Genomic DNA, 25,308 nt, shown 5'->3' with positions numbered 1-25,308 from the left:
AAAATTTATAAAATTGTTAAAAAAATAAAATATCTCTTTTTATAATGTTAAAGTTGTTTTAAAAGGAACTTCATATTTATAATTATATAAATTTGAAACAATTAAAACACGAAAGATTATGAAAAACAACTACAATGTGCTATCTTTTTTAGACTCTGAAAGACACTCTTTCCTTGAGATCAAAGACACGACACCAGTGAGAAAATCAAAAGAATTACAAGATGATTTTTGGCTTCGCTTGGACAAAGACACCAACACTTTAAAGAAATTAGATTTTTTATCAAAAAGCTCATTAAGAGAATTTGAAGAAAGAATTTTTGTGCAAGGAAAATTGCAGTATGATCGTGACAAAGGAATTTATTCCAAATATAACTCAAGGGATAAATTATTTTTAGAAAAGAAAAGCCCAGAATCATTTGTAGATAATTTTGAAGATATGATTCAAATTTATCTGAGGAATAAATAACCAAAATGAATACTAAAAACCAAATAATTTTTGTGTAAAAGCATTTTCAATTCTGTGTTGAAAATGCTTTTTTAGTTAATTAACATTTTTTTCAAATTACTCATTTATTTATAGTTTAAATTTATATAATTAACTGTAAATGAGATAATTATGAATAAAATTGCTTTTTTGCTTATTACTTTTTTTTTAAGTCTAAATTTCTCTTTTTCACAAAGTTGTCCTGATACAAATTATAGTTTTTCAGATCAAAATGTATTAAACAATTTTCCACAAAACTGTACAGAGATAGAAGGAAATATTCAGTTAATTGGATCTGATATTACAGATTTATCTCCTTTAGTAAATATTACAAAAGTTGGTGGAATTTTACGAATTGCAAATACTGGTTTAGATAATAATCTAAATGGTTTGGAAAATTTAAATACAATTGGAAATAATTTAATCATTGAAGAAAATGATGCTTTATTGACAATGGAACAGCTAGAAAATGTTCACACAATTGGGGGAGATTTAAAAATTTATGGAAATGATTTACTTATTAATTTACCAAATAATACAGTTTTAAATGAAATTGGAGGCTCTTTCGAATTGAGTTATAATTCTAGTTTGATTACTTCAGATGGTTTTAATAATCTTACTAATATTGGAGGAAATATTTATTTCTATGAAAATCATGCTATGGAAGAAATTCCAAATTTTAATAATATAAATTATTTAGATGGAGATTTTCGAATTTGGTATAACGCTTCGCTTGTTTCTGTTACTGGATTTTCAAATTTGATTGGAATCGATGGTGATTTGTCTATTGCTATAAATTTTGATTTAATTGATTATTCTGGATTTGATAATTTACAAGGAGTCTTAGGCGATTTTTATTTTAGTCAAAACAATGGAATAACAGATTTTACGGATTTTAATAATTTAACTTTTGTTGGAAATCAGGTGATTTTTACTTCTAATTATTATATGATTGATATTTCTGGTTTTGATAGTTTAAGTTCAGTTGAAGGTGGAATTGCAATTGGAGGAAATCAAGCTTTAGATGATATTTCAGGATTTAATAATCTTGAAATTCTTGAAGGCCATATGTTTATTCTTCATAATCCACTTCTTACAAATATTACTGGTTTTCAAAATTTAGAAGAAATTCAACAAGAATTTGAATTAGAAGATAATCCGATTCTTACAAATTGTGAGGCTTTTTGTGCAGTTCTTCATAATCAAGTTTCTACAGTTTTAATTGAAGGAAATGCAACAGGATGTGATTCAAAACAAATTATTTTAGATAATTGTACTCTAGAAATTATAGACGAAGAAAACGATATTTTTACTGTTTTTCCAAATCCAAATAATGGGAAATTCTACATTAATACTAAAGAACAATTTGAAACTTTAGAACTTTTTGATATTTCTGGAAGAATTGTGAAATCAATTAGTTTTAATGCTACAACTCCAATCGATTTTTCCAATATTGACAAAGGAATTTATATGTTGAAAGTTTCGAATAATTCGAAAACTTTTCAAACAAAAATAGTAATTGAGAAATGATTAAAATATGTTGACTATGCGAAAAATTACTTTTTTTATTTTTTTAATGATTGGAATAAATTATTCTTTTTCTCAGGCTTGTCCTGATACGAATTATAGTTTTACAAATCAGAATTTATTAGATAATTTCCCACAAGATTGTACGGAAATTACAGGAAATATTCAGCTTCTTGGAGGAGGAATAACAGATTTAACGCCACTACAGAATATTACAAAAATAAATGGTATTCTGAGGATTGCAACTTCTGGATTGACAGATAATTTGACAGGTTTGGAAAATTTAGTTTATGTTGGAAATAATTTGATAATTGAAAACAATGAATTTCTTCAAACTGTAGAACAATTTGATAATCTGGAATATATTGGTGGAGATGTAAATTTCTATGGAAATGATGCTCTAATTGCTTTACCTGCAAATACTATTCTTACAGAAATTGGTGGATATTATAATATCACTTTAAATGCAAGTTTAACTACAACAGACGGATTTGATAATCTTGAAAGTGTTGGAAGATTTATTCAAATTTTAAAAAATAATAATCTTACATCAATTTCAAATTTTAATAATCTCGTAAGTTATGATGGGGAAATTAGAATTACTGGAAATGAGAGTTTGACTAGTATTACGGGATTTTCTAATTTAACTTATATTGATGAAGAATTACAAATTCAAGATAACGACATGTTAACTGATATTTCTGGTTTTGATACATTAGAAGAAGTAGGATTAGATGTAAACTTTCATGAAAATGATGCAATTACTGATTTATCAGGATTTAATAATTTAATTTCTGCTGGAAGAAATATTTTTGTTGGACAAAATGCAAATTTGATTGATATCTCAGGGTTTGCAAGTGTAACAACAGTTATGGGTGGAATTCAGATTGGAGATAATGATGCTTTAGAAGATATTTCTGGATTTAATGGAATAGAAATGATTAATGGATATTTGACAATTCATTTCAATGATATTTTACCAGAAGTTTCTGGGTTTTTGAATTTAAATGAAGTAGGAGCTTTTATAGAAATTGAAGACAATCCATTACTAGAAATGTGCGAAGCTTTTTGTCCTTTATTAATAAATGATGTAAATTCTATCACAATAGATGGAAATGCGCCAGGTTGTAATACAAAACAGGAAATTATTGACTCTTGTGGATTAAATATTTCAGAAGAAAATATAGAAGCTTTTGCAATTTATCCAAATCCAACTAACGGACAATTTCAAATTACAGGAAATGAAAATTTTGAAACTTTAGAACTATTTGATATTTCGGGAAGAAAAATTAAATCAATTTCTTTGAAAAATAAAGACGATTTTGATTTCTCAAATTTAGAAAGAGGAATTTATATGTTGAAAGTTTCAAACAAAATAAAGACTTTTCAAACAAAAATTATGATTGAAAAGTAAAATATGATTATTTAGTGTGTTTAAAAAAACTTCCTAGGATTTTAGGAAGTTTTTCTTTTTTAAATAATATAAAATCTTAATTTTTTGATTCTAAAATCTCCATGTAACAATTCTTGTAATTTTGTTTCCTTGCTGCATTTCAATTACTTTAATTTCTTTTACTTGCATTTTTTCCAAAGATTTTTTCATGCTTTTTACATTTTCTTTTTTAGAAACCAATGTTGTAAACCAACCAACTTGTTTTTTGTAAAAAGTACTTTCCTTAATCATTTTATGTAAAAACGATTTTTCACCTCCTTCATACCAAAGTTCATTATCAATTCCACCAAAATTTAAATCTGATTTTCCTGTTTCTTGCTTTAAATTTTTCCATTTTCTCTGTGTTCCAGCTAATGCAGCTTCTTTGGAATCGTGAAAAGGAGGATTACACATAGTAAAATCGAAATAATCATCTTTTTTAATAATATTCTTAAAAATAAAATTGCTGTCTTTTTGTAATCTAAATTTGATTTTATTTTTTAAAACGTTATTTCTTTTAACTATTTTTTCTGCGTTGAAAATTGATTTTTTAGAAATGTCAGATCCAATAAAATTCCAATTATAAACCGAACATCCTAAGATTGGATAAATACAATTTGCACCTGTTCCAATATCTAATCCAATTATATTTTCATTTTTTTTTGTAGAAATTAAATCATTTAAATGATGAATATAATCAACTCTTCCTGGAATTGGTGGACAAAGGTTTTCTTTCGGAATTTGATAAAATGATATAGAATAATGCGAATTTAAAAGTGCTTTATTCAACTGAAAAACTGCATCTGAATTAGAGAAATCAATTGATAAATTTCCAAACTTATTTAAAGAAACAAAAGGTTTTAATTCTTCATTTTCTTTCATCAACAATTCAAAATCATATCCATTTTTATGAAGATTTTTTGAATGTAATCCTTTATTTTTTTCTTTTTTTGAGTTCATTATTTTTCCATTGTAAATGTATCGAAAACTTCACCTGAATGTGAATCAATTCCTTTAAAAATCAATTTTTTTCCTTCAATTTCAAAAGTTGTAAAATGTCCTTTATGATAAAATTTTGAAACAATAGAAGGAGTTTTACAATTTTCTGGATTATTTGGGTCTGGATTCCAACTAGTTTTTAATTTTCCTCCAGCTCCAGCAGTAATTGAGATAAAACCATTCGAAATTTCAGGATATTTTAAATCATCAGAATATTGTGTCAAAATATTTCCATTTTTATCATATGGACGTAATCTTTCGTATGTATGTGCATGACCATTTAAAATAAAATCTACATTATTTGTAGCGAAAATTTCATATAATTTCATAACATGTTTATAGTCTTTCTTATAAGTACAAGTTTTTCCATTATGATGTAAATACACAAAAATCCAATCGAATTTTCCTTGGTTTTCTTTTAAAGTTTTCTTCAACCAAGTCCTTTGTTTTTTGAATTTATAAAATCCACCTTCTCTTGAATCTAAGGCAATAAAAAGAGCATTTCCATAAGAAAAAGTATAAAAATGTTCATTATTTGGAAGTTTCCATTCTCTTTTAAAATTTTCATCAGGATCTGAATACCAATCATGATTTCCTAAAGCTGGATAAAAAGGAATATTTCTTAAAATTGGTGCCATTGGTTCGTAGAAATAAGCATCATATTTTTTACTTTCACCCACAGGATAAACAATATCACCAAGACCAATTCCAAAATCAGGACGATTTTCTAATTTATTTATTTGATTTGCTGTAATATCAGGAAAACCACCTTTTGCTCTAGGTTGTCCAATATCTCCCATAGCATAAAAAGAAAATTTTGGACTTGTATTTTCCTTTGCAGAAGAAATAAAATAATAAGAATCACCACCAGCCATCAAGGTATCATTATTATAAATTTCATAATAATATTTCGTACTTGGTTTTAGGTTTTTTACAACAACTTCATTTAAAACATTCAAATGTTGATCTATAATTTTACCTGTGACCAATTGCATATTTTCTTTATTTTCTCCATATTTTAAAGAAACTTTTGAAACTTTATTTGTTTTCCAAGAAATTGTCGCACTATCAGCAAAAATAGTTTGTAAATAAGGCTCTCTTTCTAATTTTATAGGTTTTGTTTTATCAGTTGTATCAATTTTATAAAATGCAAAACTTATAATAAAAAGTAATGCAATACTGATTTTTTTAATCATGATTTGGTTTATTAAATTCCTACAAAGTTACGCTTATATTTGCTTTAATTCAATGAAGATTTTAACCTCCACAACCACCGCATCCACCGCAACCGCCACATCCTCCACAGCCGCTACATCCACTACTCATACATCCACTTCCAGCACTACAACCTGAACAACCAGAATCTACAGAATCTCCAATACTATCAAATGTAATTAAATCAATAGTATCGAAGACAAAATCATATTCAACCTCATAATTTTGTGTAACATATTGAATATCTATATTTTGTTGTAATTGATTTAATAAATCGTGATGAAAATCAGCCAATAGAAAGATATTGGCTCCAATTAAAATACAATCTTCTAATTTTTCTGTTTTTTTATCTTTTTGATTTTTAATTGTATAATTTAAAACATCTAAATAAGATTCTATTTTTTCTGAAACTTTAAAACCTTCACCACTTCTAATGTGATAATTAAAATAGCCTAAGAAATCAACCTTAAAGTTTAGAAAAAGTTTTTTTAAAGAAATAGATTTTTTAATTTCACATTTAAATTCGGAATAACTAAAGATTTGTTGGTAAATAGTTTTTACAAAACTTCGAAGTTGAATTTTTTCAAAAAAATCATCCTCAAAAATTTTTAAAAACCTTTTTTCATAGGAAAGAGGAGTATAAGTATTAAATTTTTCACCTCTTTTGATATAAGTATATGTTCGTAAATATTTATCTTTTGGATGACTTAATTTCTCCTCAATTTTAATTTCTAAAACATTTTTAAATACCAAATCAATAATAGTATGCCTGAGCAATTCTTTTACATGGACACTATTTGGTTTTAACAGAAATAATGTTTCTGTACTGTTTAATTTTTGTAATAATTTCATTTCTTTTCAAAAATAGTTTTTGGAACTATCCAATTTTTTTGCTTATTGATGCGAACAAAGTGAATATAATGGAACCTGTTTTCAGAAGTTGGCCAAATATCTAATGGAGGTTCTGTTTTAAATACTTGACGATAACGCTCTTTTGTAATTTCATATTGATTAGAAAAAGTTTGTCGTTCGCTTTTCCCTTTTGTTGGACCATGATGAATTTCTGTGTTCAAAATTTCCTGACACATTTCTTTCCAATAAGATTGTGTATACAAAAGATGTAAATGCCAAACTTGATCTACTTGGTCAGATGGAGTAAGTGGAATTTCAGAAATACAAATTAGAAAAATAAATTTTTTATATTCTAAAACTGCACGAATTCCATATTCATAATTCCATTCATTTTCTCTGCAAAGTCTATCTGTAAAATTATAATCTGATTCAGGATCATCTAATTCAAAATCTGTAATTTTTTTCCATAAATATTTTTCTTTTTCTGTCATTTATATTTATTGCTTTTTTTGAATATTTTGGGATTCCGATTTCTTCTATTTGTTCAATTGCAAATAAAATTATGTTATCTGAAAAATCTTCAAAATTAACTTCTGCAATTAAATAAATAAGTGAATCAATCCCTTCATTTTTATGGATATTGAAGTTTGTTTTTTTGGTTTTCCGAAATCGAAAGAGATAAATATCTTTTTGATTAAAACAATAAAAATCAACTTCATGATAAGATTCCCATTTTTCAGGAATTTGATGTATATCTATGAAATCCCATTGTTTTATCTTTCGATCAATTCCAAAATTCCATTTTTTTCGTAGTTCAAATTCTTTAATTCTCTTTTTTCTATTTCTTGAATATGTTGACATTTTTGGTGCTAAAGTAAGGAATTAAAAGCAATTTTTATCATATGATAATAATAGAAAGAAATAAAAATGGAAAATTAAATACTCTTAAAAAGAAGAGAAGTTGAAGTTGTTTAGCATAATTATAAAGAATTTGAAATTCAATCAATCTCCAAGATATCAAAAGATACAATTTCTTGATTTTTTACTCTTATTTTAAATTGAATTGGATTACAACAGTTTTCGCAATCTTCAATATAATTTTGTTCAGTAACAGATAAATCTACAAGTATAGAAACTTGTTCCCAACAATAAGGACATTGGAAAAATTGCTCTTTCATTATGATGAGGTTTTGAATCATTTTCTAAAATTACAATTTCTTTTGATTTTTTAAAATAGAAAGTTAAATGTTTTATTAAGAATAGATTAAGTTTTAAATTTAAGTAACAAACCAAACTAAAATGAAAGCTTATCTAATTCTATTTTTTGTTGTATTACTTTGGGGGCTCAATTTTCATTTTGCCAAAATTATGCTGAATGACGTAAATTTTCTGGAAGCTGGATTTTGGAGATATGTTTTTGGTGTTCTCGCTTTATTTCTTTTTACAATTAAAAATCTACCAAAAATTAAAGCTTTAAAAAAAGAAGCTCCACGAATTTTTATTATCGGATTCTTTGGTATTTTTGGATATAATTTATTCTTTTTTCTAAGTTTAATCAAAGGAACAGCAATTAATGCAGCTTTAATTATTAGTTTAAATCCTGCAATAACACTTTTACTCGCCACAATTTTTCTAAAAACTAAATTACATTTTAATCATATTCTAGGTGTAATCATCGCTTTTTTTGGAGCATTTTATTTAATTCTAAAAGGAAATTTTTCCAATTTAGATATTGTACATTTTTCGAAAAGCGATTTATATATTTCAGCTGCTTGTATCATTTTTGCAATGTATAATGTGGCTGTGAAAAAATTTGCAATTAATATTCCGAATAAACATTTTACATTATTAACGAATTTTTCTTGTTTACTGACTTTTATTGTTATTCTTCCTTTTTATGGCGAAAATTTTACTTTTCCTTATTCGGAAGCATTTTGGTTGTCTGCAATAGGAATCGGAGTAATCGGAACTTCAATTGCTTATTTTTTATGGAATTATGGAATCGAAATGGCAGGAGCTCCGAAAGCAGGAATTTTTCTAAATTTCATTCCTCTTTCCACAGCTTTTTTCGGGATTTTCTTTCATGAAAAATTATATCATTATCATTTTATCAGTGGAATTATTATTCTTGGAGGACTTTTTATAATGAATACAGAATATAAATCTGCGAAAAAAATAATCACACATTTCTTTATTTCTAAAAAAGACGAAGCGTAACTAAAATTCAAAAAATAATTATCTGAATTTCAATTACGCTTATATATTTTAAAAACAAATTTATTTTTTATAATTCGTTTGAATCTTCTTTTTGTCCATTTTGCATTAAATAAGACTTTAAAAATCCATCAATATCTCCATTCATTACAGCATCAACATTTGCGGTTTCATATGCTGTTCGAACATCTTTTACCAATTTATAAGGATGCATCACATAATTTCGAATTTGCGATCCAAAATCAATTTTCATTTTTCCAGCTTCAATTTCATTTCGCATTTCCCTTTGTTTTTGAAGCTCGATTTCATAAAGTTGCGATTTCAGAAGTTTCATCGCTTTTTCACGGTTTTCTAATTGTGAACGAGTTTCTGAATTATGAATGATAATTCCTGTAGGATGGTGCGTTAAAATTGCTTTTGTTTCAATTTTATTTACTCCCTGACCTCCAGCTCCACTAGAACGAGCAAATTGCCAAGAAATATCTGCTGGATTAATATCAATTTCAATACTTTCATCAGCTAAAGGATACACATAAACCGAAGCAAATGAAGTATGTCTTTTTGCATTGGAATCAAATGGCGAAATTCTAACTAAACGATGTACACCGTTTTCTCCTTTTAAATAACCAAAAGCAAAATCACCATCAAATTCTAAAGTCACAGTTTTTACACCTGCTGTATCACCTTCTTGATAGTTTAATTCTTTTACTTTATAGCCATTTTTCTCTCCCCACATAATATACATACGCATCAACATCGAAGCCCAATCACAACTTTCGGTTCCTCCAGCTCCAGCAGTAATCTGTAATACAGCACTTAAATTGTCTCCTTCTTCAGAAAGCATATTTCGGAATTCTAAATCTTCTAAAATTTTTAAAGCTTCATCATATTGCGCTTGTAATTCTTCTTCTTCGACATCTCCTTCTTTATAAAAATCATATAAAACCGCTAAATCTTCTGAAGCAGATTTTACAGCATTATAATCTTGTACCCATTTTTTCTTTCCACGAAGATCTTTCATAAACGTTTCCGCTTCTTTAGGATTATTCCAAAAATCCGGATTTGCAGTTCGTTCTTCGTCGTTTGATATTTCAATTAATTTTTTGTCAATTTCAAGGTAAGTTTTTAACTTGCCAACACGTTCTTGTAATTTCTGTATGTTTTCGTTTGTAATCATAAGAATAATATAGAACTACAAAAATAACTTTTCATAACGATATTATGCAAATAAATTTAATAAGTGACACAGTCACAAAACCAACTTCTGAAATGTTGCAAGTAATGATGCAAGCAGAAGTAGGAGATGATGTATTTAAAGCCGATCCAACAGTAAATAAATTAGAAGCGAAAATTGCGGAAATGTTTGGAATGGAAGCAGCTTTATTTTTTCCTTCAGGAACAATGGCTAATCAAGCTGTAATCAAACTTCATACGCAACCTGGAGATCAAGTAATTTGTGATAAATGGGCACATATTTACAACTTTGAAGGTGGAGGAGTTGCATTTAATTCAGGTGTAACTTGTGCATTAATTGATGGAGAAAGAGGAATGTTTACTGTAGAACAAGTTGCAGAAAAACTTCATAATGATGGAAATATTCATTTACCACAAACTGCTTTAGTTGCTATTGAAAATACAACAAATAAAGGAGGAGGAGCTTGTTGGGATGTAAAAGAAATTGAGAAAATTAAAGCTTTTTGTGATGAAAATAATTTACCTCTACACTTAGATGGAGCAAGATTATTCAATGCAATTGTTGCAACAAAAGATTCTCCTAAAACATTTGGAAAATTATTTGATACTATTTCTGTTTGTTTATCAAAAGGATTAGGAGCACCAATCGGATCTTTATTATTAGGAACAAAAAAAGATATTCAAAAAGCATTACGTTATCGTAAACTTTTCGGAGGAGGAATGCGTCAAGTTGGATATTTGGCTGCTGCTGCAATTTACGCTTTAGATAATCATGTAGAAAGATTAAAAATTGATCATGAAAGAGCAAAGAAAATTGGGGAAGTTTTAGCAAAGAATTCTTTGATTAAAAAAGTAGAACCAGTTGAAACGAATATTGTAATTTTCTATGTGAATGATTCTATTTCAGATACTGATTTTGTAAAGAAATTGGAAAAAGAAGGAATTTTAATTGTTTCAATGGGAGAAGGAAAGTTAAGAATTGTAACACATTTAGATATTTCTGAAGAAATGTTTAACAGATTAATTTCTATCTTAGAAAATCTAAAATAATATTTATGAGAAAAGATATTGCAACATTCGGTGGTGGATGTTTTTGGTGTTTAGATGCTTTTTTTAGAAAGATTAATGGAATTGAATCTGTAGTTTCTGGTTATGCTGGAGGTGATATTATAAATCCTGCATATCGTGAAGTTTGTCAAGGAACTACTGGACATGCAGAAGTTGTGCAACTGACTTTTGATACTTCTTTAATTTCATACAAAGATTTGTTGGAGATTTTTTTTACAATGCATGATCCAACAACTTTAAACCAACAAGGATATGATAAAGGAACTCAATATCGTTCTGTAATTTTCTATCATAATGAAGAACAGAAACAAGAAGCAGAAAATTATATTCAATTTTTAGAAAAAGAAAAAGTATTTGAAAATTCGATAGTAACAGAAGTGTCGCCTTTTAAAAACTTTTTTAATGCAGAAGAAATGCATCAGAATTTTTATGAATTAAATCCAGAAGTAAAATATTGTCAATTGATTATTGATCCCAAAATGGATAAATTATTGAAGAAATTTGGTTCTAAAATAAAATAATATATAAAAGGCTATTTCAAACGAAATAGCCTTTTTGATTAAAGCGTTTTATTTGTTACTGGTATTTTCTTTTATTTATTAAACTTGTAGAATAAACCTACAGATAAATTTCCTGTATTAATTTTGAAATCATCATCAGCATCTTCTGAATCTACTATATTCGAAAATCCTACTGTATATCTTGCATTAAATCCTAATCCATTTTCTAATTCATAATTAGCACCAACATTGAAACCAAAGTTGATTGATTTAAATTGATCTTTTACTTTATAAGTTGTGTTGAAAATTTCAATTTCACTTTCTCCATCACGAGAAGCTCCTAATAAATATCCAATTTGTGGACCAGCTTCAATACTGAATGCATCTTCAATAAAATAATATTTAGCTAAAATATCTAAATTTAAATAAGATAAGTTAACTGGGATTTCTTCAGTTCCTGTAAAAGAAGTGTTAGAAACCTCTGCTTTATATCCTTGAGAAGAATATGCTAATTCAGGTTGTACAGAGAAATTATCTGTTAATCCAATCTCAGCTAAACCTCCAATGTAAAATCCTATTTTAGACTTTGCTCCTTTAATGTCACCAGAAACGCTTGAGATATTCATTCCAGCTTTTGCTCCGAATTCAACTTCTTGAGCATTAGAATTTACAGAAAAGAATAAGGCTGTTGCACATGCAATTGATGTAACTAATTTTTTCATTTTTTTAGTAATTTTTTTGTTTTTCTTAAATTTTTCTGCAAATTAAGGTAATAATCTTGACATAAATCAAAAAAAACATAATAATTAACGTTTTATTAACATTTGTTTATTTTTGAAAAATAAATATATTTCAAAATTAATTTTTGAAAATAAAATACAGTTTAAATAAAGCGTTTATGAAAAAGTTTATATTATTAATTTTCTTTATAAGTATCACAGGTTGTAGAGTTTGTGAATTTTCAAAATCAAAAACTCCTATTGAAATATTGGATATTTCAGAAACACAATTACGACTAGCAAGTCAATATTTAGAGTTGAATCGAGATACTTGGGGAATAATGATGTTAGATTCTTTATATAAACCGTTTTTCAATATTTGGAATCCATATATTGGGAATGAACGTCAATTTTTAACTTCTATGCATTTTGAAAAAAAAATATTACTACAAAAATCTATAGATAAAAAAAATAAGCTTTTCATGGAAAGATTAAAAAAAGAATTACATCGAAAATCCAAAAAAATGCAAGAGTTTACAGGTTATTCAACAAAAGGAAAATGGGTTTTATTATATGGTTCAGGAAGTGTTGATTTAGGAGGATTTGATGATGGAACAATGCTTATAGATTTAGTGAATAAAGCAACAAATAATTTGGATTATATTTCTAATATGCTTCCTCATGAAATTAATCATTTAATTTATGCAAATACATTAAAAGATAAAGAAGGAAGTTCTAAAGTTTTACATCGAATTATTGGAGAAGGTTTTGCTTGTTATGTTTCTTATTTATTTCATGAAAAAAAGAAAGAGATTTATGAAGAATTAAATTATACAGAAAAAGAATATTTGTTCTGTAAAAAATATGAGAAAGGAATTCTTCAGATTTTAAAGAATACTTATCAATTAAACGATGAAGAAATTGCGATTAAGTTGATTAATAGAAAACACAAATATATGAATATTTATCCTGGAGCTCTTGGATATTATATAGGATTTAGAATTGTAGAAGAATATGTGAAAAAACATGGAGAAGATTCTTGGAGAGATATTTATTTGATGAAACCTAGTGAAGTTTTACAGAAAAGCGGCATTTTAAAATAATGATTTTCTTATTGTAATGAAAAAGTGAAATTGCTAGTTTTTTTCTAAGATTCGTAAAAAAGTAGTAAATTAATAATAGGTTCAAAATTTTGAAAAACAATTATTTAAAGATGTTTTTTGAAGTTTTAAAATGGTGAACTAATTATTAAAACTAAACGAAATCTGATGAAAAATATTCTAATTGTAAATGATACATGGAATTTAGTAAATGGAATTACAACAATTTATCAAAATATGTTAGAAGAGTTTAAAAAGCAACATGATTTGAATTTTATTTTTGTATATCCATCTACAAGTTTTGAAGTAAATTATTTAGATCAGAATATTATTGAATGTGGATTGCCTTTAAAAGTGAAAATAAAATTACCTTTTTATAAAGAAATCACACAAGGAATTCCAAATTTTAATTGGTATGAGACGCTTCAAAATAAATTTGGAGATATGGATTTAATTCACATTACGACTCAAGGTGTTTTAGGCTATTATTTTTCAAAAGTTTCCAAAAGATATAATATTTATTCAACAGGATTTTATCATACTTTTATGCCTTTGTTTGCACAAAAATATATGCCAAAAAGATTTCCTTTTTTAAAAAAACTGTCTTATCAAGTTTTACGAAAATTTGATAAAATGGTTTATCGAAATTGCTCTGAAATTTTCTATCATACAGAAGATTCTAAAACCTATCTTGAAAACCTTTTTTCAAATAAAAAATACACCTCAATTACTGCTTTAATTCCACTTAAAAAAATTGTTTCTTATCGGAAAGAACAGAAAAAAGTAATCTCTAAAGAAAAGCCAATTGTTTTTGGATATATAGGAAGATTAGCAAAGGAAAAGAATATAGAAGCAATTGTGCGTTTGGAACCTTATTTTGTGAAAAATAATATCAAATTTGTATTCATTGGAGATGGTCCAATGACTGATTATATCAAAGAAAATTCAAGTTTAGAAGTAACAGGTTATTTAAAAAATGAAGCGTTATTTAAACAGATTCAACGATTGGATTTTAATATAATTCCAAGTGCTACAGATACATTAAATATGACACTTTTAGAATCTGCTTCACAACAAATTCCTTCCATCGGTTTTTATAATTCTGTTCCTAGTAAATTAATTGTAAAATATGAATCAGGAATGACGTATACTTGTTTTAAAAATCCAAATTGGATAAAGGATTTTCGAAATTCCATTACACAAGATAAATATAACGAATTGCAAAATAATTGTTTGTCTTTGATTGAAGGTTCAGATATCTCTAATGGAAGTCGAAAAATAATCAGTTCATGGGTGAAGCCGAGATATTTGAATGAGCTTTGTTTAGAATAAGAAAATAGAAGGTTTTAGGAATTTTTAATGTTTTTTTAAAGAGAACTTTTTGTAATTTAGGAGGGAAATAATCTACATTAATAAATGAAACATATTAAAACTGAAATCATTATTGAAGCGAGTTCAGAGAAAATCTGGAACGTTTTAATGGATTTTAAAAACTATGGAAAATGGAATCCTTTTATTCTTAAAATTAATGGCGTAAAAAAAGAAGGAAAGCGATTAAAAGTAAATATTCAGCCTCCAAATGGAAAAAAAATGACATTCCGACCTGTAATTATTAAATTAGAAAAAGAGAAAGTTTTTCGTTGGATTGGTCGATTGGGTGTAAAAGGTGTTTTTGATGGAGAGCATTATTTTGAGTTGATTTCAGAAGATGAAAATAAAACTAGATTTATTCACGGAGAAAAATTTACAGGAATTTTAGTAGCAACAGCAGGAAAAGCAATTGAAAAGACAAAACAAGGCTTTGATTTGATGAATATTGCTTTAAAAGAAAAATGTGAGGAAGATTCATGAATTTGGTTGAAATTTTAGTTGAAAAATTAGAAAAAGAGAAACTTTGGGAAGAAGAGATTTACTTAAAAAGAAATGAATTTTTAAAAGAAGAAAATACTACAGATTCCAATTTGTATTATATAATATCTGGAAGTTTACGAATTTTTATTAGAGATAATTCAGAAGAAAAAACAATTCGATTTGGTTATGAAAAAAATATTATAGCTGCTTTAGATTCGTTTATTCATGAAGGAAAATCAGTTTATTGCATACAAGCTTTGAAGAAAACAACTTTGAAAAGAATATATAAAAAAACTTTTATGAATTTTATTCAAAAATCAGAAGAGAATAAATCCTTTTGGGGTTCCATTTTACTTTATCATATTTTACAACAAATGGAACGAGAAAAAGATTTGTTGATTGCTTCTCCTTTAGAAAGATACCAACGAGTTTTAAAAAGAAGTCCACAACTTTTTCAAGAAATTCCACATAAATTCATTGCAAATTACCTTCGAATGAGTCCAGAAACATTGTCTCGATTAAAAAAATCTTGATTTGAATCAATCTTTAATAAAAAATAAAATTCGATTTTTGTAGAAAATAAAGAACAATGAAATTCAAATCGGAAGAATTATTAGCAGAATTAATTAATCAGACAAAAGAAAACATTAAAAAAGCAAAGGAATTACAGAAGTTAGATCTTTCTGTATTGCAAAAAAGAAAAGACACAGAAAGTTGGAATGCTTTAGAATGTTTTGAACATTTAAATATGTATGGTGCTTTTTATTTGCCAGAAATTACTTCACGAATGGAAAGTGCTTCGTATCCAAAAAATGAGATTTTTAAAAGTGGAATGATTGGTAATTATTTTACAAAAAGTCTCCTGCCAAAAAAGAAATTAAATAAAATGAAAACGTTACAAGCTACAAATCCTTTACATAAAGATTTGGATGCTTCTGTTATTACGGTTTTTTTAAATCAACAATCTAAATTATTACAACTTTTAGCAAAAGCAAAAAGTAAAGATTTGACAAAAATTAAAACAGCAATTTCGATTTCTGAATTGATAAAACTAAGATTAGGAGATACTTTTAGAGTTTTAATTTATCATAATATTCGTCATATAATGCAAGCAGAAGATACTGTAAAATAAAATGATAAAATATTTAATTTAAAATGAAAATCTATCGAAATTCAGATTTTCATTTTAAATTTTCTGTTTCTAAAACATAAGTAACTTGCTTAAAAAATGCTAGAAAATTATAATATTCAGCTGAAGAAAGTTCAAGTTTATACTCCTTAAATAAATCCCTCCAACCTTGATCTGTTTTATTTGTATGTGGATGACCTTTAAATTCCCAATTCACAAAACTATCTGTAATATGTGTTAGATATTTTTGCGAAGTAGATTCATAAATATCTTCCATAATAACTACTTTTTTTCCAACTCGCATCGCTTCACGAACAGTTAATTCTGGATCATCAATATGATGTAAAACGGTGATAATTTGTACAACATCAAATGATTTGTCTTTAAAAGGAAGTTTTTTACCAGAATATAAAACAGGATTTACTTCTGTAAACGCAGATTTGTTTTTAATATCAAGTCCTGTGATATTTAATCCATTTTGTTGAAAAAGAAAATTTAATGCACCATTTCCAATTCCAATATCAAGAATTTTTTGCTTGGGATTGTATAAACTAAAAAGCCTATCGTATTTGATTTGTGCTTTCTTTAAACACCATTTTTGGTATAAATTCATTTTTTATTCGTGTTGGTCGATTTTTTCTGTAAAACTTACAATATAAATCTAAAAATTAGAAGATTCTTTAAAGTTTTGAAAATAAGAATATTGAAATAAATTTTGTACCTTTTAATAGATGTTTTAAAATGATGAAAGATGACAGTTGCAGAATATTTTGTGAAAAATTTAGAGAACGAAGGAGTGGAATACATTTTTGGAATTCCAGGTGAAGAAAATATTGATTTTATCGAAGCTTTAAAATCTTCTTCCATTAAATTAATTCTCACAAGACATGAACAAGCAGCAGGTTTTATGGCAGCAACTTTTGGAAGATTAACAGGAAAACCAGGAGTTTGTTTATCGACTTTAGGACCTGGAGCAACAAATTTAATCACAGCAGCAGCTTATGCACAATTAGGTGGAATGCCAATGTTGATGATAACAGGTCAGAAACCAATCAAAGAAAGACATCAAGGATTATTTCAGTTATTAGATATTGTTGACATTATGAGACCCGTGACAAAATTTACCAAACAAATTGTGGATGGAAACAATTTAGCGACCACAATTCGAAATGTTTTTCGGATTGCAAGACACGAACGTCCTGGTTGTGTTCATCTTGAACTTCCCGAAGATGTTGCAGAAGAAGAAGTTGCAAATAGCTTTGTTTTGACAGAAAATAGTATTCGAAGACCTTTTGCTTCTGCGAATATTATTCAGAGAGCAATTGCATTAATTGAAGAAGCAAAAATGCCAATTATTGTGATTGGAAGTGGAGCAAATAGAAAACGCACTTCAAAAGCTTTGACAGATTTTATCAATAAAACTAAAATTCCGTTTGCAACTACACAAATGGGAAAAGGTGTTGTTGATGAAAGAAATGAACATTATTTAGGTTGTGCTGCATTGTCAGATTCCGATTTTTTACATTGTGCTTTAGAAAGAGCAGATTTAATTATAAATGTTGGTCATGATACGATTGAAAAACCACCATTTATGATGACAAGAGAGAAAAATCAAAAAGTAATTCATATCAATTTTTTTCCTGCTGATTTAGATGAGGTTTATTTTCCACATTTAGAAGTAATTGGTGATATAGCACACAGTATTCAAGAAATTCATTTATTAATAAAACAATCTAGAAATTGGGATTTTTCTTATTTTGAAAAAGTAAAAGTAGAAATTGAAAAACATACAAGTTGTATGTTAGAAGATCATAAATTTCCGATGTTTCCACAACATATTGTAAAAGTTGTTCGCAGTATAATGCCAAGTGATGGGATAATTTGTTTAGATAATGGAATGTATAAAATATGGTTTGCTAGAAATTATAAATGTCATTATCCGAATACATTGCTTTTAGATAATGCTTTGGCAACAATGGGAGCTGGATTACCTTCTGCAATTGCAACAAAAATGTTATATCCACAACGAAAAGTAATGGCAATTTGTGGAGATGGTGGATTTATGATGAATTCACAAGAATTAGAAACTGCTAGTCGTTTAAATCTAAACTTAGTAATCTTAATTCTTCGTGACAATGCTTTAGGAATGATTAAATGGAAGCAAGAAGCACGAGGATTTAAAACACACGATTTAGATTTTACAAATCCAGATTTTGTGGAATATGCAAATAGTTATGAAAATATCAAAGGACATCGACCAGAAAGTGTAAGTGATTTTGAAAAAATTTTAAAGAAAAGTTTAAATGAAAAAGGTGTTCATTTAATTGATTTAAAAGTAGATTATTCTAAAAATCATGATTTATTAGATGTTCTTTTAAAGCTTAAAACTTGTGTTTTATAATTGGAAATCAATAAATCTAAATAAAATAAAAAAAAGCATTTTCATCTAGGTGAAAATGCTTTTATGGAAAAGAGAAAAATCAAAAGATTCTTACCCTTCTACTCATCGGAAGGTTCCCAATCGGGAGGTTTAACAAAAGCCTTTAATTTGTTTGAAAATCCTTTTATATTTTTAAGTTTATCAGCAAATCTTGTAAATCCATGAAAGAAAACAGTAATTGGATTATTAGAATTAATTGGTTCACTTACTCCAAAAACAACTTTTTCTACTTCTGGTTCAAATGTTCCGAAAATTTTATCCCAAATAATTAAAATTCCAGCATAATTTTTATCCCAATATTGTCTATTAGAACCATGATGTACGCGGTGATGTGAAGGTGTATTAAAAATAGCTTCTATAGGTTTTATTAATTTTCCGACTGCTTCTGTATGTAAAAGTGTTTGAAAAACTTGTACAAAAGCTTCACAGAAAAGAACTAAAATTGGATTAAAACCTAACATTACAATTGGTAATGAAAAAAGTAAAGGGAACACAGCATCTAATGGACCAAAACGGTAGGCAACAGACATATTGAAATGCGGCGAACTATGATGAACAGTATGTGTTACCCAGCCAATTCCGATTCGATGCATCATTCTGTGATCCCAATAATATGCAAAGTCTGCTAAGAGAATACAACAAATAATTGTAATCCATGTAATTGGCAAATGCGTTAAACTAATATGTTCATAAACCCAGAAATATAATTTTGTAATGAATAAAATTCCTAAAGCATATTCGATAAAAACAAAAGCTCCGAATGTAATCATGTTCGCAATGGAATCTTTTATGATATCCCAACTCATTTGTTTTAAAAAAGTATAACGAACTAATTCTACGATGAAAAAAGGAAGAATTACATAGAAAATACTCAAATCATTAAGTACATAAAACCAACCTTTGACATCCTCCCAGTTTAATAATTTTGTTAAATTTTCCATGTTTTATTGCTTTAATTTTGTCCAAGTTTCTGTAATTGGGTAACCTTTATAATTATAAATAACTTTTAATTTGTTTGGCGATTTAAAAGTTACCTCACACTTAATTTTCTCTTTGACTTTTTCATCTTGATAATGATAAATTCCTTTTCCAGAAGTTCCGTTATACTCTTTTAATTCTAGAGAAAGTGAATTATCACGATAATCTGTTCCATTTTCTTCAATCACTCTTGTGATATAAAAACTATTATTTTCTTTATTGAATTTATAATGGATTATTCCTTTAAAAAAAGTGCTTTTAAAAGTTGCAGACCATTTTCCCTCCAAATTTTCATATGGGTTTAAAATTTCTGTTTCTGTAGTGGTATCTTTTGCAAAATAATGTGGAATTCCAGCAAGTGTTCCTACAATGAAAAAACTTATAATAAAATATTTTACTCCTGTCATTTTTCTTTTTTCTAATTGTTATGAAGCAAAAGTATGGTGAGGAAGTGGGCAATCTTTTGACATAAGTCAAAAAATAGAATTATAATTAATTTTTATGATTTTAAGTGAATTTTTATATTTGTCGGCACATTAATAAATTGAAACAAAAAGCATGAAAAAGTTTTGGATTTTAAATGAAAAAAGAAAAAAAAATAGTATTTGTTAAAGATGAGATAATCTATTTTGGTAAAATTGATACTTCAAACGAAATAGAAATTATAAATAATTTGAATAAAGGAATTATTCCAAAAAAACTTTTTAGCTTACCTTTTTCATATATTAAATCTGTAGAATTGGCTTCAAATTCCAATAAAATTTTATTTAAATTTAATGAAAGTTCTGAAGAGGAAATCATTGTTTTAGAAGAGAAAATAAGAGATGAAATTTTTGAATATTTAAAAAATGAAATGACTGATTTTGAATATGAATTAAAAATTCCTTCCTTAATTTCTTATACAAAAGCACAATTATTTGCAATTTTATTTTCTATAGGATTTTTCTTTTTAAGCTATACTGCTGCAATTAAATTAGAATCTGGTGAAGTTCTTCATTCAAAAAGAAAAATTACATCTTTAATTTATACGATTGCATCAATAGGCTCAGAAAATGTGATAAAATTATTTAGTGTTTTAATCTTAATAGCAATTTTATCTTTTATTTTAAAATTTAGAAAAAGAACAGAAACGGCTTTTTTATTACGAATGAAATATAATATTTCTTAAGAATAGTATATTTGCTTTCAAAACTAAATTAAAATAATTAAAAATTTATTCATGAAAAAAAGCTACTTAGTTATCTTATTATTGCTTTTAAGCTTTAAAATTAACGCCCAAAATTTAAATAAAGAACAAGAAAAATTAGTTCAAAAATTTATTCAGTATTTTGAAAAAGAAGATATTGATGGATTAAAAAAAATTGTTAGATATCCTTTAAGAAGAAAAAAAACAATTCCAAGTATCAAATCAGAAAGAGAGTTTGTAAAACGTTTTAAGCAAGTTTTTGATAATAGTTTAATTCATGATATTGTAAATTCTGATATCCAGAAAGATTGGGATAAAGTTGGTTCAGATGGAATTATGTTCAACAATGGAGCTCTCTGGCTAGATTTAAATGGAAATTTGATTTCTGTGAATTATAAATCGTTGAAAGAAGTTGAAATGATTAAAGAAATCAATAAAAAAAGTGCTAAAGGAGTTTATAAAAGTTTGAAAGAATTTAAAAAACATATTTTGGTATTAGAAACAAAAGAATTGCGTATTCGAATTGATCAAATGCCAAATGGAAAGTATAGATATGCTTCTTGGCCTATTCATTCAAAAATGACAGATAAACCTTCGGTTGTTTTAGAAAATGGAAGTAAAAATTTTGATGGAAGTGGTGGAAATCATTATTATTTGTTTTATGATAATGATACATATTGGACTTATGAATGCTCAATTAATGTTTTAAGAAGTAATGAAACAGCACCAGCTACTGTTGGGATTTTTGAAGGAGATTCTCAAGTTTCGATGGACGACGCTAAGATTTTAGAATAAAAAAATTAACATATAATATTCGTAAATCCTCATTTTTATGAGGATTTTTTTATTTTATATTATTATTTTATGAAAAAATAATAAGATTATATAACGTTATCAAGAATTATTTGTACTTTGAGTTTTAAATTGTAGCATTTCAGAAAGTTGGAAGCAAATTGAAAAAAAGCAAATTGAAAAATGAAGACACAACTTAAAAATAAAAAAGAAAGTAAAAATTCCATTAATACTATTTCTTCTACAAGTACTTCGGATTCAACTTTTCAATTTAAGGATAATAGACCAGAAACAGTTTTACAAAAGAAAAAACAAGATTTGATAAATTCTGGAACTAAAAATCCATTTCAATTTCAACAAAATTCTACAAACACTTCTTTACTTCCAATTCAAAAAAAAGCTAATAAAACAGGTTTACCAGATAATTTAAAATCTGGAATTGAAAATTTGTCAGGTTATTCTATGGATGATGTAAAAGTTCATTATAATTCTGATAAACCAGCGCAATTAAAAGCACATGCATACGCACAAGGAAATCAAATTCATGTTGCATCTGGTCAAGAAAAACACTTACCACATGAAGCTTGGCATGTTGTTCAGCAAAAACAAGGAAGAGTTCAGCCAACAAAACAATATAAAAGCATACATATAAATGATGATAGCTCTTTAGAAAAAGAAGCAGATGTGATGGGAGCTAAAGCGATGCAATTTAGCGGAGGAAATTTTGATTATAGTTTTTTAGCTGCTTCTCCAAATAATAATATTGCTCAGTTACAAGGAGGAAATGTTGCTTTAGATGCTTTAAAAAAAGTAGGAGGTGATTTAACCTGGGATTTTATTTATAAACAATTACAAAAATTTGAAGTAACAAAAACAGTTCAAAAAATTGTTAGAGAACTTTGTTTGTATCTAGTTGATCAAGTAGTTATTCCTGTTAGTATTAAAGATTATTTAAATAAAATTGCACCTTGGATTAAAATTGTAAATACAGCAATTGAAATTGTAGATTCCATTCCAGAATCGGTTAGAACTACTATTTTATATGTAACAGGATTTGGAATAAGAAAATTTAGTACTACTTGTTTAAAAGGAGCAATCACAGAATCACATATTCATACACTTTTAGCTGGAGGAAGTAATTTTGTAAGAACTTTAGCAAATATTGTCCAGTTTATGGACAAAGTTATTGTTAGTCCTTCGGGAGCTTTATACAAATTGTACGAATCAGGAGCTTTAGGGTCGACTTATAATACAGTTTCTTCTTATTTATTTGGAGATGAAAAGAAAGAAGAATCTTCAACCTATACACAAGATGAAACTTCAGTAGATTCTGAACCAACTAAAAAACCAATGATTGATAAAAATTTAGGATTCTTTTGGATAACTGCCGAAAATCCTGAATTGAAAAAATGGAAAGGTGTTCGAGATAAAGAAGAAAGAGCAGGAATGGAAATGAATGCTAGATTTGGATTTAAATTGTTTGGAAATGTAATGGGAACAGATAATTTAAAATTCAGAATACCTTATGATGGAGATTGGGAAACAATTCTACATAATATTACTTTAACAGATAAAAAAATTGGAATAAATGGAGGATTAACAGGGCAAGGAATTAGATTAACTAAAATACGATTTAATAAACAAGGATTACAGTTCGTTGGAATAGAGGTAGATAGTATCAAGTTTGGAAATGATATAATTGATGCGTCGACTACCACTTTTTATTGGTCAAAAGGAAATGATTTATTAAAACTAAATACAAATGCAACGATAAATATTTTTTCAACATCCTTCCAATCTAAAATGGGAATTGGAATGACAACAGGAGGACAATTTACAAATGGTTCTTTAGAAGTCACAAAAGTTGGAACTATAAATATGTTCAATAATAGATTGAAAATTGTAAATCCTCAATTTTCAGGAACTTTTATAAAAGGAAAAACACCAAATTTAAATTTAACAGGAGATCTTCAACTTAAGATTTTAGATAATTTAACGATAGATTCTGAAAAAGTTAGTATTAACTATTCAGAAGAAGGATTTGTAGGTTCTGTTGCTTTACTTCGAACAGTTTTTGATTTAAGCAAAGATTCTAAAGTAGTGTTTGAAATACATGATGGAAAAGTTGATAAAAAAGGTTTTGAAGCAGGATTGATTAAACTTATTTATGCATATGAACCAGTTTCTGAAGAAGAACAATCAGATAAAGAAGAACCAAAACCAGGAAAAAATACTTTAGAAAAAAGTCAAATTACCAGTTTACTTCCTGGATTTAATTTAGGATGGATTAAAAATACAGGATTAGAAACTTTAGTTATCTCAGGAACTGTTTCTTCTGTTCGAATTGGTTCTGATGGTTTTGCGAAAAAAGATGTTACGAAAAGTTTAGATAAATTCTCTGCTAAATTATTTGGTGTAAAAGCAAGTTTTGATGGTGAAAAAGGAAAAGGATCTATTCAAGGACATAAAAAAATTAGTCCTCCAATGCCTTCGTTAAAATTGATTTATGTACCTGTTCCGGGAATTGAAGTTTCATTAGGAATTGCTTCTTTCTTAGATATTGATGCAGGACTTGAAGGAAGTGTTGCTAAAATGCCAAAATCTAAAGAAGATTCGAATATTGTTCCTTGGAAACTTGGCGGAAATGTAAGTATAACAGGAAGTGGAGGTGTAGAAGCAAATGTTGGAGCAGCAGTTGGTTCAAGTTTTATTGCTTCCCTCGGAGCAGAACTTTATGGAAAAGCACAGGCGGATTTAAGTTTCCTAGCAAATTTAGAAGGATTTATTCTTTACAATGAAGATTCGTATCATATTAAAAGAAGTGATAATCCAGAACATGAAACAAAAGCAGATTATGAAGTTAAAGCGCAATTAACTTCGGAAGTAGGAGCTCGAATAAAAGCTAGAGCATTTTATTTCTTTGAGAAGAAATTATATGAATATAAATTTAAACAATGGAAACTAGGAGAGTGGAAATCAACAGGAGTTTTATATTCATCTGACTCAGGTGATTCGAAAATAAAACCAAAGAAAACTACTTTTAATGGTAAGGACAAACCTAGATTACCTATAGCTAGTTATAAAGAAATTTCCGCTGTTGAGTTAATAGAAAATGCAGCAACAAAAGGAGATAAGATAAGTGATCAAAGATTATTATTGCGTTTAGTTTATGATATTGCAGATATTGGAAATGGAATTTCTGAAGAAAAACAATCAGGTTTTTATACTAAAATTATACAAATTGCTAAAAAACCTGATTATGTAAAACAAACTATACATGAAAAGCTGCAATTCATGCAAAGCAGAAGTAAATATAATGGAACATCATCTTTAATTATGACGAGAGCTGAATGGGAGAAATATTCTACAACAAAAGGTGTTTTCACAATGAATAAGAGAAAAACAATTATTCCGGTGGATAATGCAATTGAAAAATACCATAAAACATCTGATTTAGATAAGAGATTATCAGTTCTAGAAGAATTAGAGCAAGCTGTTCAAAAATATAGAAAAGATTCTTCTAGTAACAGTAGAATTTCAATGGTGAATAAATTGCAAAATGAAATCGAAAAAGAATATGAAATTTTGAATGAAATTAAAAAAGGACAATCAGAAACTGAATAAAAAA

General features: G+C 27.1%; 26 protein-coding genes. 15 read left to right on the top strand and 11 right to left on the bottom strand.

Translation table 11 applies throughout. The features are described from left to right. Positions 1-118 precede the first annotated feature (118 nt). The 3 genes from I1A51_RS12690 (at position 119) to I1A51_RS12680 (ending at position 3,425) form a co-directional block, all read left to right on the top strand. Positions 119-466, top strand: coding sequence for a hypothetical protein (locus I1A51_RS12690; RefSeq protein WP_196894456.1), 348 nt, complete (start codon positions 119-121; stop codon positions 464-466). Between the two features lie 150 nt (positions 467-616). Further along, positions 617-2,014 carry a T9SS type A sorting domain-containing protein gene (locus I1A51_RS12685; RefSeq protein ID WP_196894454.1) on the top strand — a complete coding sequence of 466 codons (1,398 nt, stop codon included), beginning with the start codon at positions 617-619 and terminating at the stop codon, positions 2,012-2,014. Between the two features lie 16 nt (positions 2,015-2,030). After that, on the top strand, positions 2,031-3,425 hold the full coding sequence (locus I1A51_RS12680; RefSeq protein WP_196894452.1) for a T9SS type A sorting domain-containing protein: 1,395 nt from the start codon (positions 2,031-2,033) through the stop codon (positions 3,423-3,425). Between the two features lie 90 nt (positions 3,426-3,515). Here the strand turns inward: I1A51_RS12680 and rlmF are convergent, their stop codons facing one another. The 6 genes from rlmF to I1A51_RS12650 form a co-directional block, all read right to left on the bottom strand. After that, positions 3,516-4,403, bottom strand: coding sequence for a 23S rRNA (adenine(1618)-N(6))-methyltransferase RlmF (gene rlmF, locus I1A51_RS12675; RefSeq protein ID WP_196894450.1), 888 nt, complete (start codon positions 4,401-4,403; stop codon positions 3,516-3,518). Then, positions 4,403-5,638 (bottom strand): purple acid phosphatase family protein, encoded by a 1,236-nt coding sequence (locus tag I1A51_RS12670; RefSeq protein WP_196894448.1) that lies wholly within the window; start codon positions 5,636-5,638, stop codon positions 4,403-4,405. The genes rlmF and I1A51_RS12670 overlap by 1 nt, the downstream gene beginning before the upstream one ends. Positions 5,639-5,699: 61 nt before the next feature. Next, positions 5,700-6,509: a hypothetical protein gene (locus I1A51_RS12665; protein ID WP_196894446.1), complete on the bottom strand. Its 810-nt coding sequence runs from the start codon at positions 6,507-6,509 to the stop codon at positions 5,700-5,702. Then, positions 6,506-7,000, bottom strand: a complete 495-nt coding sequence (locus I1A51_RS12660; protein ID WP_196894444.1) for a glycine-rich domain-containing protein — start codon at positions 6,998-7,000, stop codon at positions 6,506-6,508. The genes I1A51_RS12665 and I1A51_RS12660 overlap by 4 nt, the downstream gene beginning before the upstream one ends. Further along, positions 6,954-7,370, bottom strand: a complete 417-nt coding sequence (locus tag I1A51_RS12655) for a hypothetical protein (protein ID WP_196894442.1) — start codon at positions 7,368-7,370, stop codon at positions 6,954-6,956. The genes I1A51_RS12660 and I1A51_RS12655 overlap by 47 nt, the downstream gene beginning before the upstream one ends. Before the next feature lie 137 nt (positions 7,371-7,507). Beyond that, positions 7,508-7,687, bottom strand: a complete 180-nt coding sequence (locus I1A51_RS12650; protein WP_196894441.1) for a CPXCG motif-containing cysteine-rich protein — start codon at positions 7,685-7,687, stop codon at positions 7,508-7,510. A 121-nt stretch (positions 7,688-7,808) separates the two neighbouring features. On the opposite strand from I1A51_RS12650, the gene I1A51_RS12645 reads away from it, so the two are divergent. Beyond that, complete coding sequence (locus tag I1A51_RS12645; RefSeq protein WP_196894439.1) at positions 7,809-8,726, top strand: DMT family transporter; 918 nt, start codon at positions 7,809-7,811, stop codon at positions 8,724-8,726. 67 nt (positions 8,727-8,793) lie between these two features. Here the strand turns inward: I1A51_RS12645 and prfB are convergent, their stop codons facing one another. Beyond that, entirely contained in the window at positions 8,794-9,900 is a 1,107-nt protein-coding gene (gene prfB, locus I1A51_RS12640) for a peptide chain release factor 2 (protein ID WP_196894437.1), read from the bottom strand. Positions 9,901-9,944: 44 nt separating this feature from the next. On the opposite strand from prfB, the gene I1A51_RS12635 reads away from it, so the two are divergent. Together I1A51_RS12635 and msrA are read left to right on the top strand one after the other, a co-directional pair. Next, on the top strand, positions 9,945-10,967 hold the full coding sequence (locus I1A51_RS12635) for a threonine aldolase family protein (protein WP_196894435.1): 1,023 nt from the start codon (positions 9,945-9,947) through the stop codon (positions 10,965-10,967). A gap of 5 nt (positions 10,968-10,972) precedes the next feature. Next, entirely contained in the window at positions 10,973-11,506 is a 534-nt protein-coding gene (gene msrA / locus I1A51_RS12630; RefSeq protein ID WP_196894433.1) for a peptide-methionine (S)-S-oxide reductase MsrA, read from the top strand. Between the two features lie 71 nt (positions 11,507-11,577). Here msrA and I1A51_RS12625 read toward each other — a convergent pair whose 3' ends face one another. After that, on the bottom strand, positions 11,578-12,207 hold the full coding sequence (locus I1A51_RS12625) for a porin family protein (protein WP_196894432.1): 630 nt from the start codon (positions 12,205-12,207) through the stop codon (positions 11,578-11,580). A 176-nt stretch (positions 12,208-12,383) separates the two neighbouring features. On the opposite strand from I1A51_RS12625, the gene I1A51_RS12620 reads away from it, so the two are divergent. The 5 genes from I1A51_RS12620 to I1A51_RS12600 all read left to right on the top strand — a co-directional run bounded on the left by I1A51_RS12620 (position 12,384) and on the right by I1A51_RS12600 (position 16,287). After that, complete coding sequence (locus I1A51_RS12620; protein ID WP_196894430.1) at positions 12,384-13,307, top strand: DUF2268 domain-containing putative Zn-dependent protease; 924 nt, start codon at positions 12,384-12,386, stop codon at positions 13,305-13,307. A 165-nt stretch (positions 13,308-13,472) separates the two neighbouring features. Further along, positions 13,473-14,636, top strand: coding sequence for a glycosyltransferase (locus I1A51_RS12615; RefSeq protein ID WP_196894428.1), 1,164 nt, complete (start codon positions 13,473-13,475; stop codon positions 14,634-14,636). Positions 14,637-14,720: 84 nt separating this feature from the next. Continuing rightward, the gene (locus I1A51_RS12610; protein ID WP_196894426.1) at positions 14,721-15,155 is read left to right on the top strand and encodes an SRPBCC domain-containing protein; all 435 of its coding nucleotides are present in this window, start codon (positions 14,721-14,723) and stop codon (positions 15,153-15,155) included. Next, positions 15,152-15,688, top strand: a complete 537-nt coding sequence (locus I1A51_RS12605; protein ID WP_196894424.1) for a Crp/Fnr family transcriptional regulator — start codon at positions 15,152-15,154, stop codon at positions 15,686-15,688. Before I1A51_RS12610 ends, I1A51_RS12605 begins: the two co-directional genes overlap by 4 nt. Before the next feature lie 56 nt (positions 15,689-15,744). Beyond that, on the top strand, positions 15,745-16,287 hold the full coding sequence (locus I1A51_RS12600; protein ID WP_196894422.1) for a DinB family protein: 543 nt from the start codon (positions 15,745-15,747) through the stop codon (positions 16,285-16,287). Positions 16,288-16,336: 49 nt separating this feature from the next. Here I1A51_RS12600 and I1A51_RS12595 read toward each other — a convergent pair whose 3' ends face one another. Beyond that, positions 16,337-16,897, bottom strand: coding sequence for a class I SAM-dependent methyltransferase (locus tag I1A51_RS12595; protein ID WP_196894420.1), 561 nt, complete (start codon positions 16,895-16,897; stop codon positions 16,337-16,339). A 138-nt stretch (positions 16,898-17,035) separates the two neighbouring features. Here I1A51_RS12595 and I1A51_RS12590 point away from each other — a divergent pair, with 138 nt between their 5' ends. Next, a complete protein-coding gene (locus I1A51_RS12590) occupies positions 17,036-18,685 on the top strand; it encodes an acetolactate synthase large subunit (protein WP_196894419.1) in 1,650 nt (549 codons plus the stop codon). A gap of 98 nt (positions 18,686-18,783) precedes the next feature. Here the strand turns inward: I1A51_RS12590 and I1A51_RS12585 are convergent, their stop codons facing one another. Together I1A51_RS12585 and I1A51_RS12580 are read right to left on the bottom strand one after the other, a co-directional pair. Next, on the bottom strand, positions 18,784-19,665 hold the full coding sequence (locus tag I1A51_RS12585) for a sterol desaturase family protein (protein WP_196894417.1): 882 nt from the start codon (positions 19,663-19,665) through the stop codon (positions 18,784-18,786). A 3-nt stretch (positions 19,666-19,668) separates the two neighbouring features. Next, positions 19,669-20,109: a hypothetical protein gene (locus I1A51_RS12580; RefSeq protein WP_196894415.1), complete on the bottom strand. Its 441-nt coding sequence runs from the start codon at positions 20,107-20,109 to the stop codon at positions 19,669-19,671. 173 nt (positions 20,110-20,282) lie between these two features. On the opposite strand from I1A51_RS12580, the gene I1A51_RS12575 reads away from it, so the two are divergent. The 3 genes from I1A51_RS12575 (at position 20,283) to I1A51_RS12565 (ending at position 25,304) form a co-directional block, all read left to right on the top strand. Next, complete coding sequence (locus I1A51_RS12575) at positions 20,283-20,870, top strand: hypothetical protein (protein WP_196894413.1); 588 nt, start codon at positions 20,283-20,285, stop codon at positions 20,868-20,870. Between the two features lie 51 nt (positions 20,871-20,921). Further along, the gene (locus I1A51_RS12570; protein ID WP_196894412.1) at positions 20,922-21,683 is read left to right on the top strand and encodes a hypothetical protein; all 762 of its coding nucleotides are present in this window, start codon (positions 20,922-20,924) and stop codon (positions 21,681-21,683) included. 180 nt (positions 21,684-21,863) lie between these two features. Next, positions 21,864-25,304, top strand: coding sequence for an eCIS core domain-containing protein (locus I1A51_RS12565; RefSeq protein ID WP_196894410.1), 3,441 nt, complete (start codon positions 21,864-21,866; stop codon positions 25,302-25,304). Positions 25,305-25,308: the final 4 nt, after the last annotated feature.

This window comes from Aureivirga marina, from assembly GCF_015767265.1.
GTDB lineage: Bacteria > Bacteroidota > Bacteroidia > Flavobacteriales > Flavobacteriaceae > Aureivirga > Aureivirga marina.
Note: the sequence above shows the minus strand (reverse complement) of the source record. Positions and strands in the feature narration are given on the sequence as shown.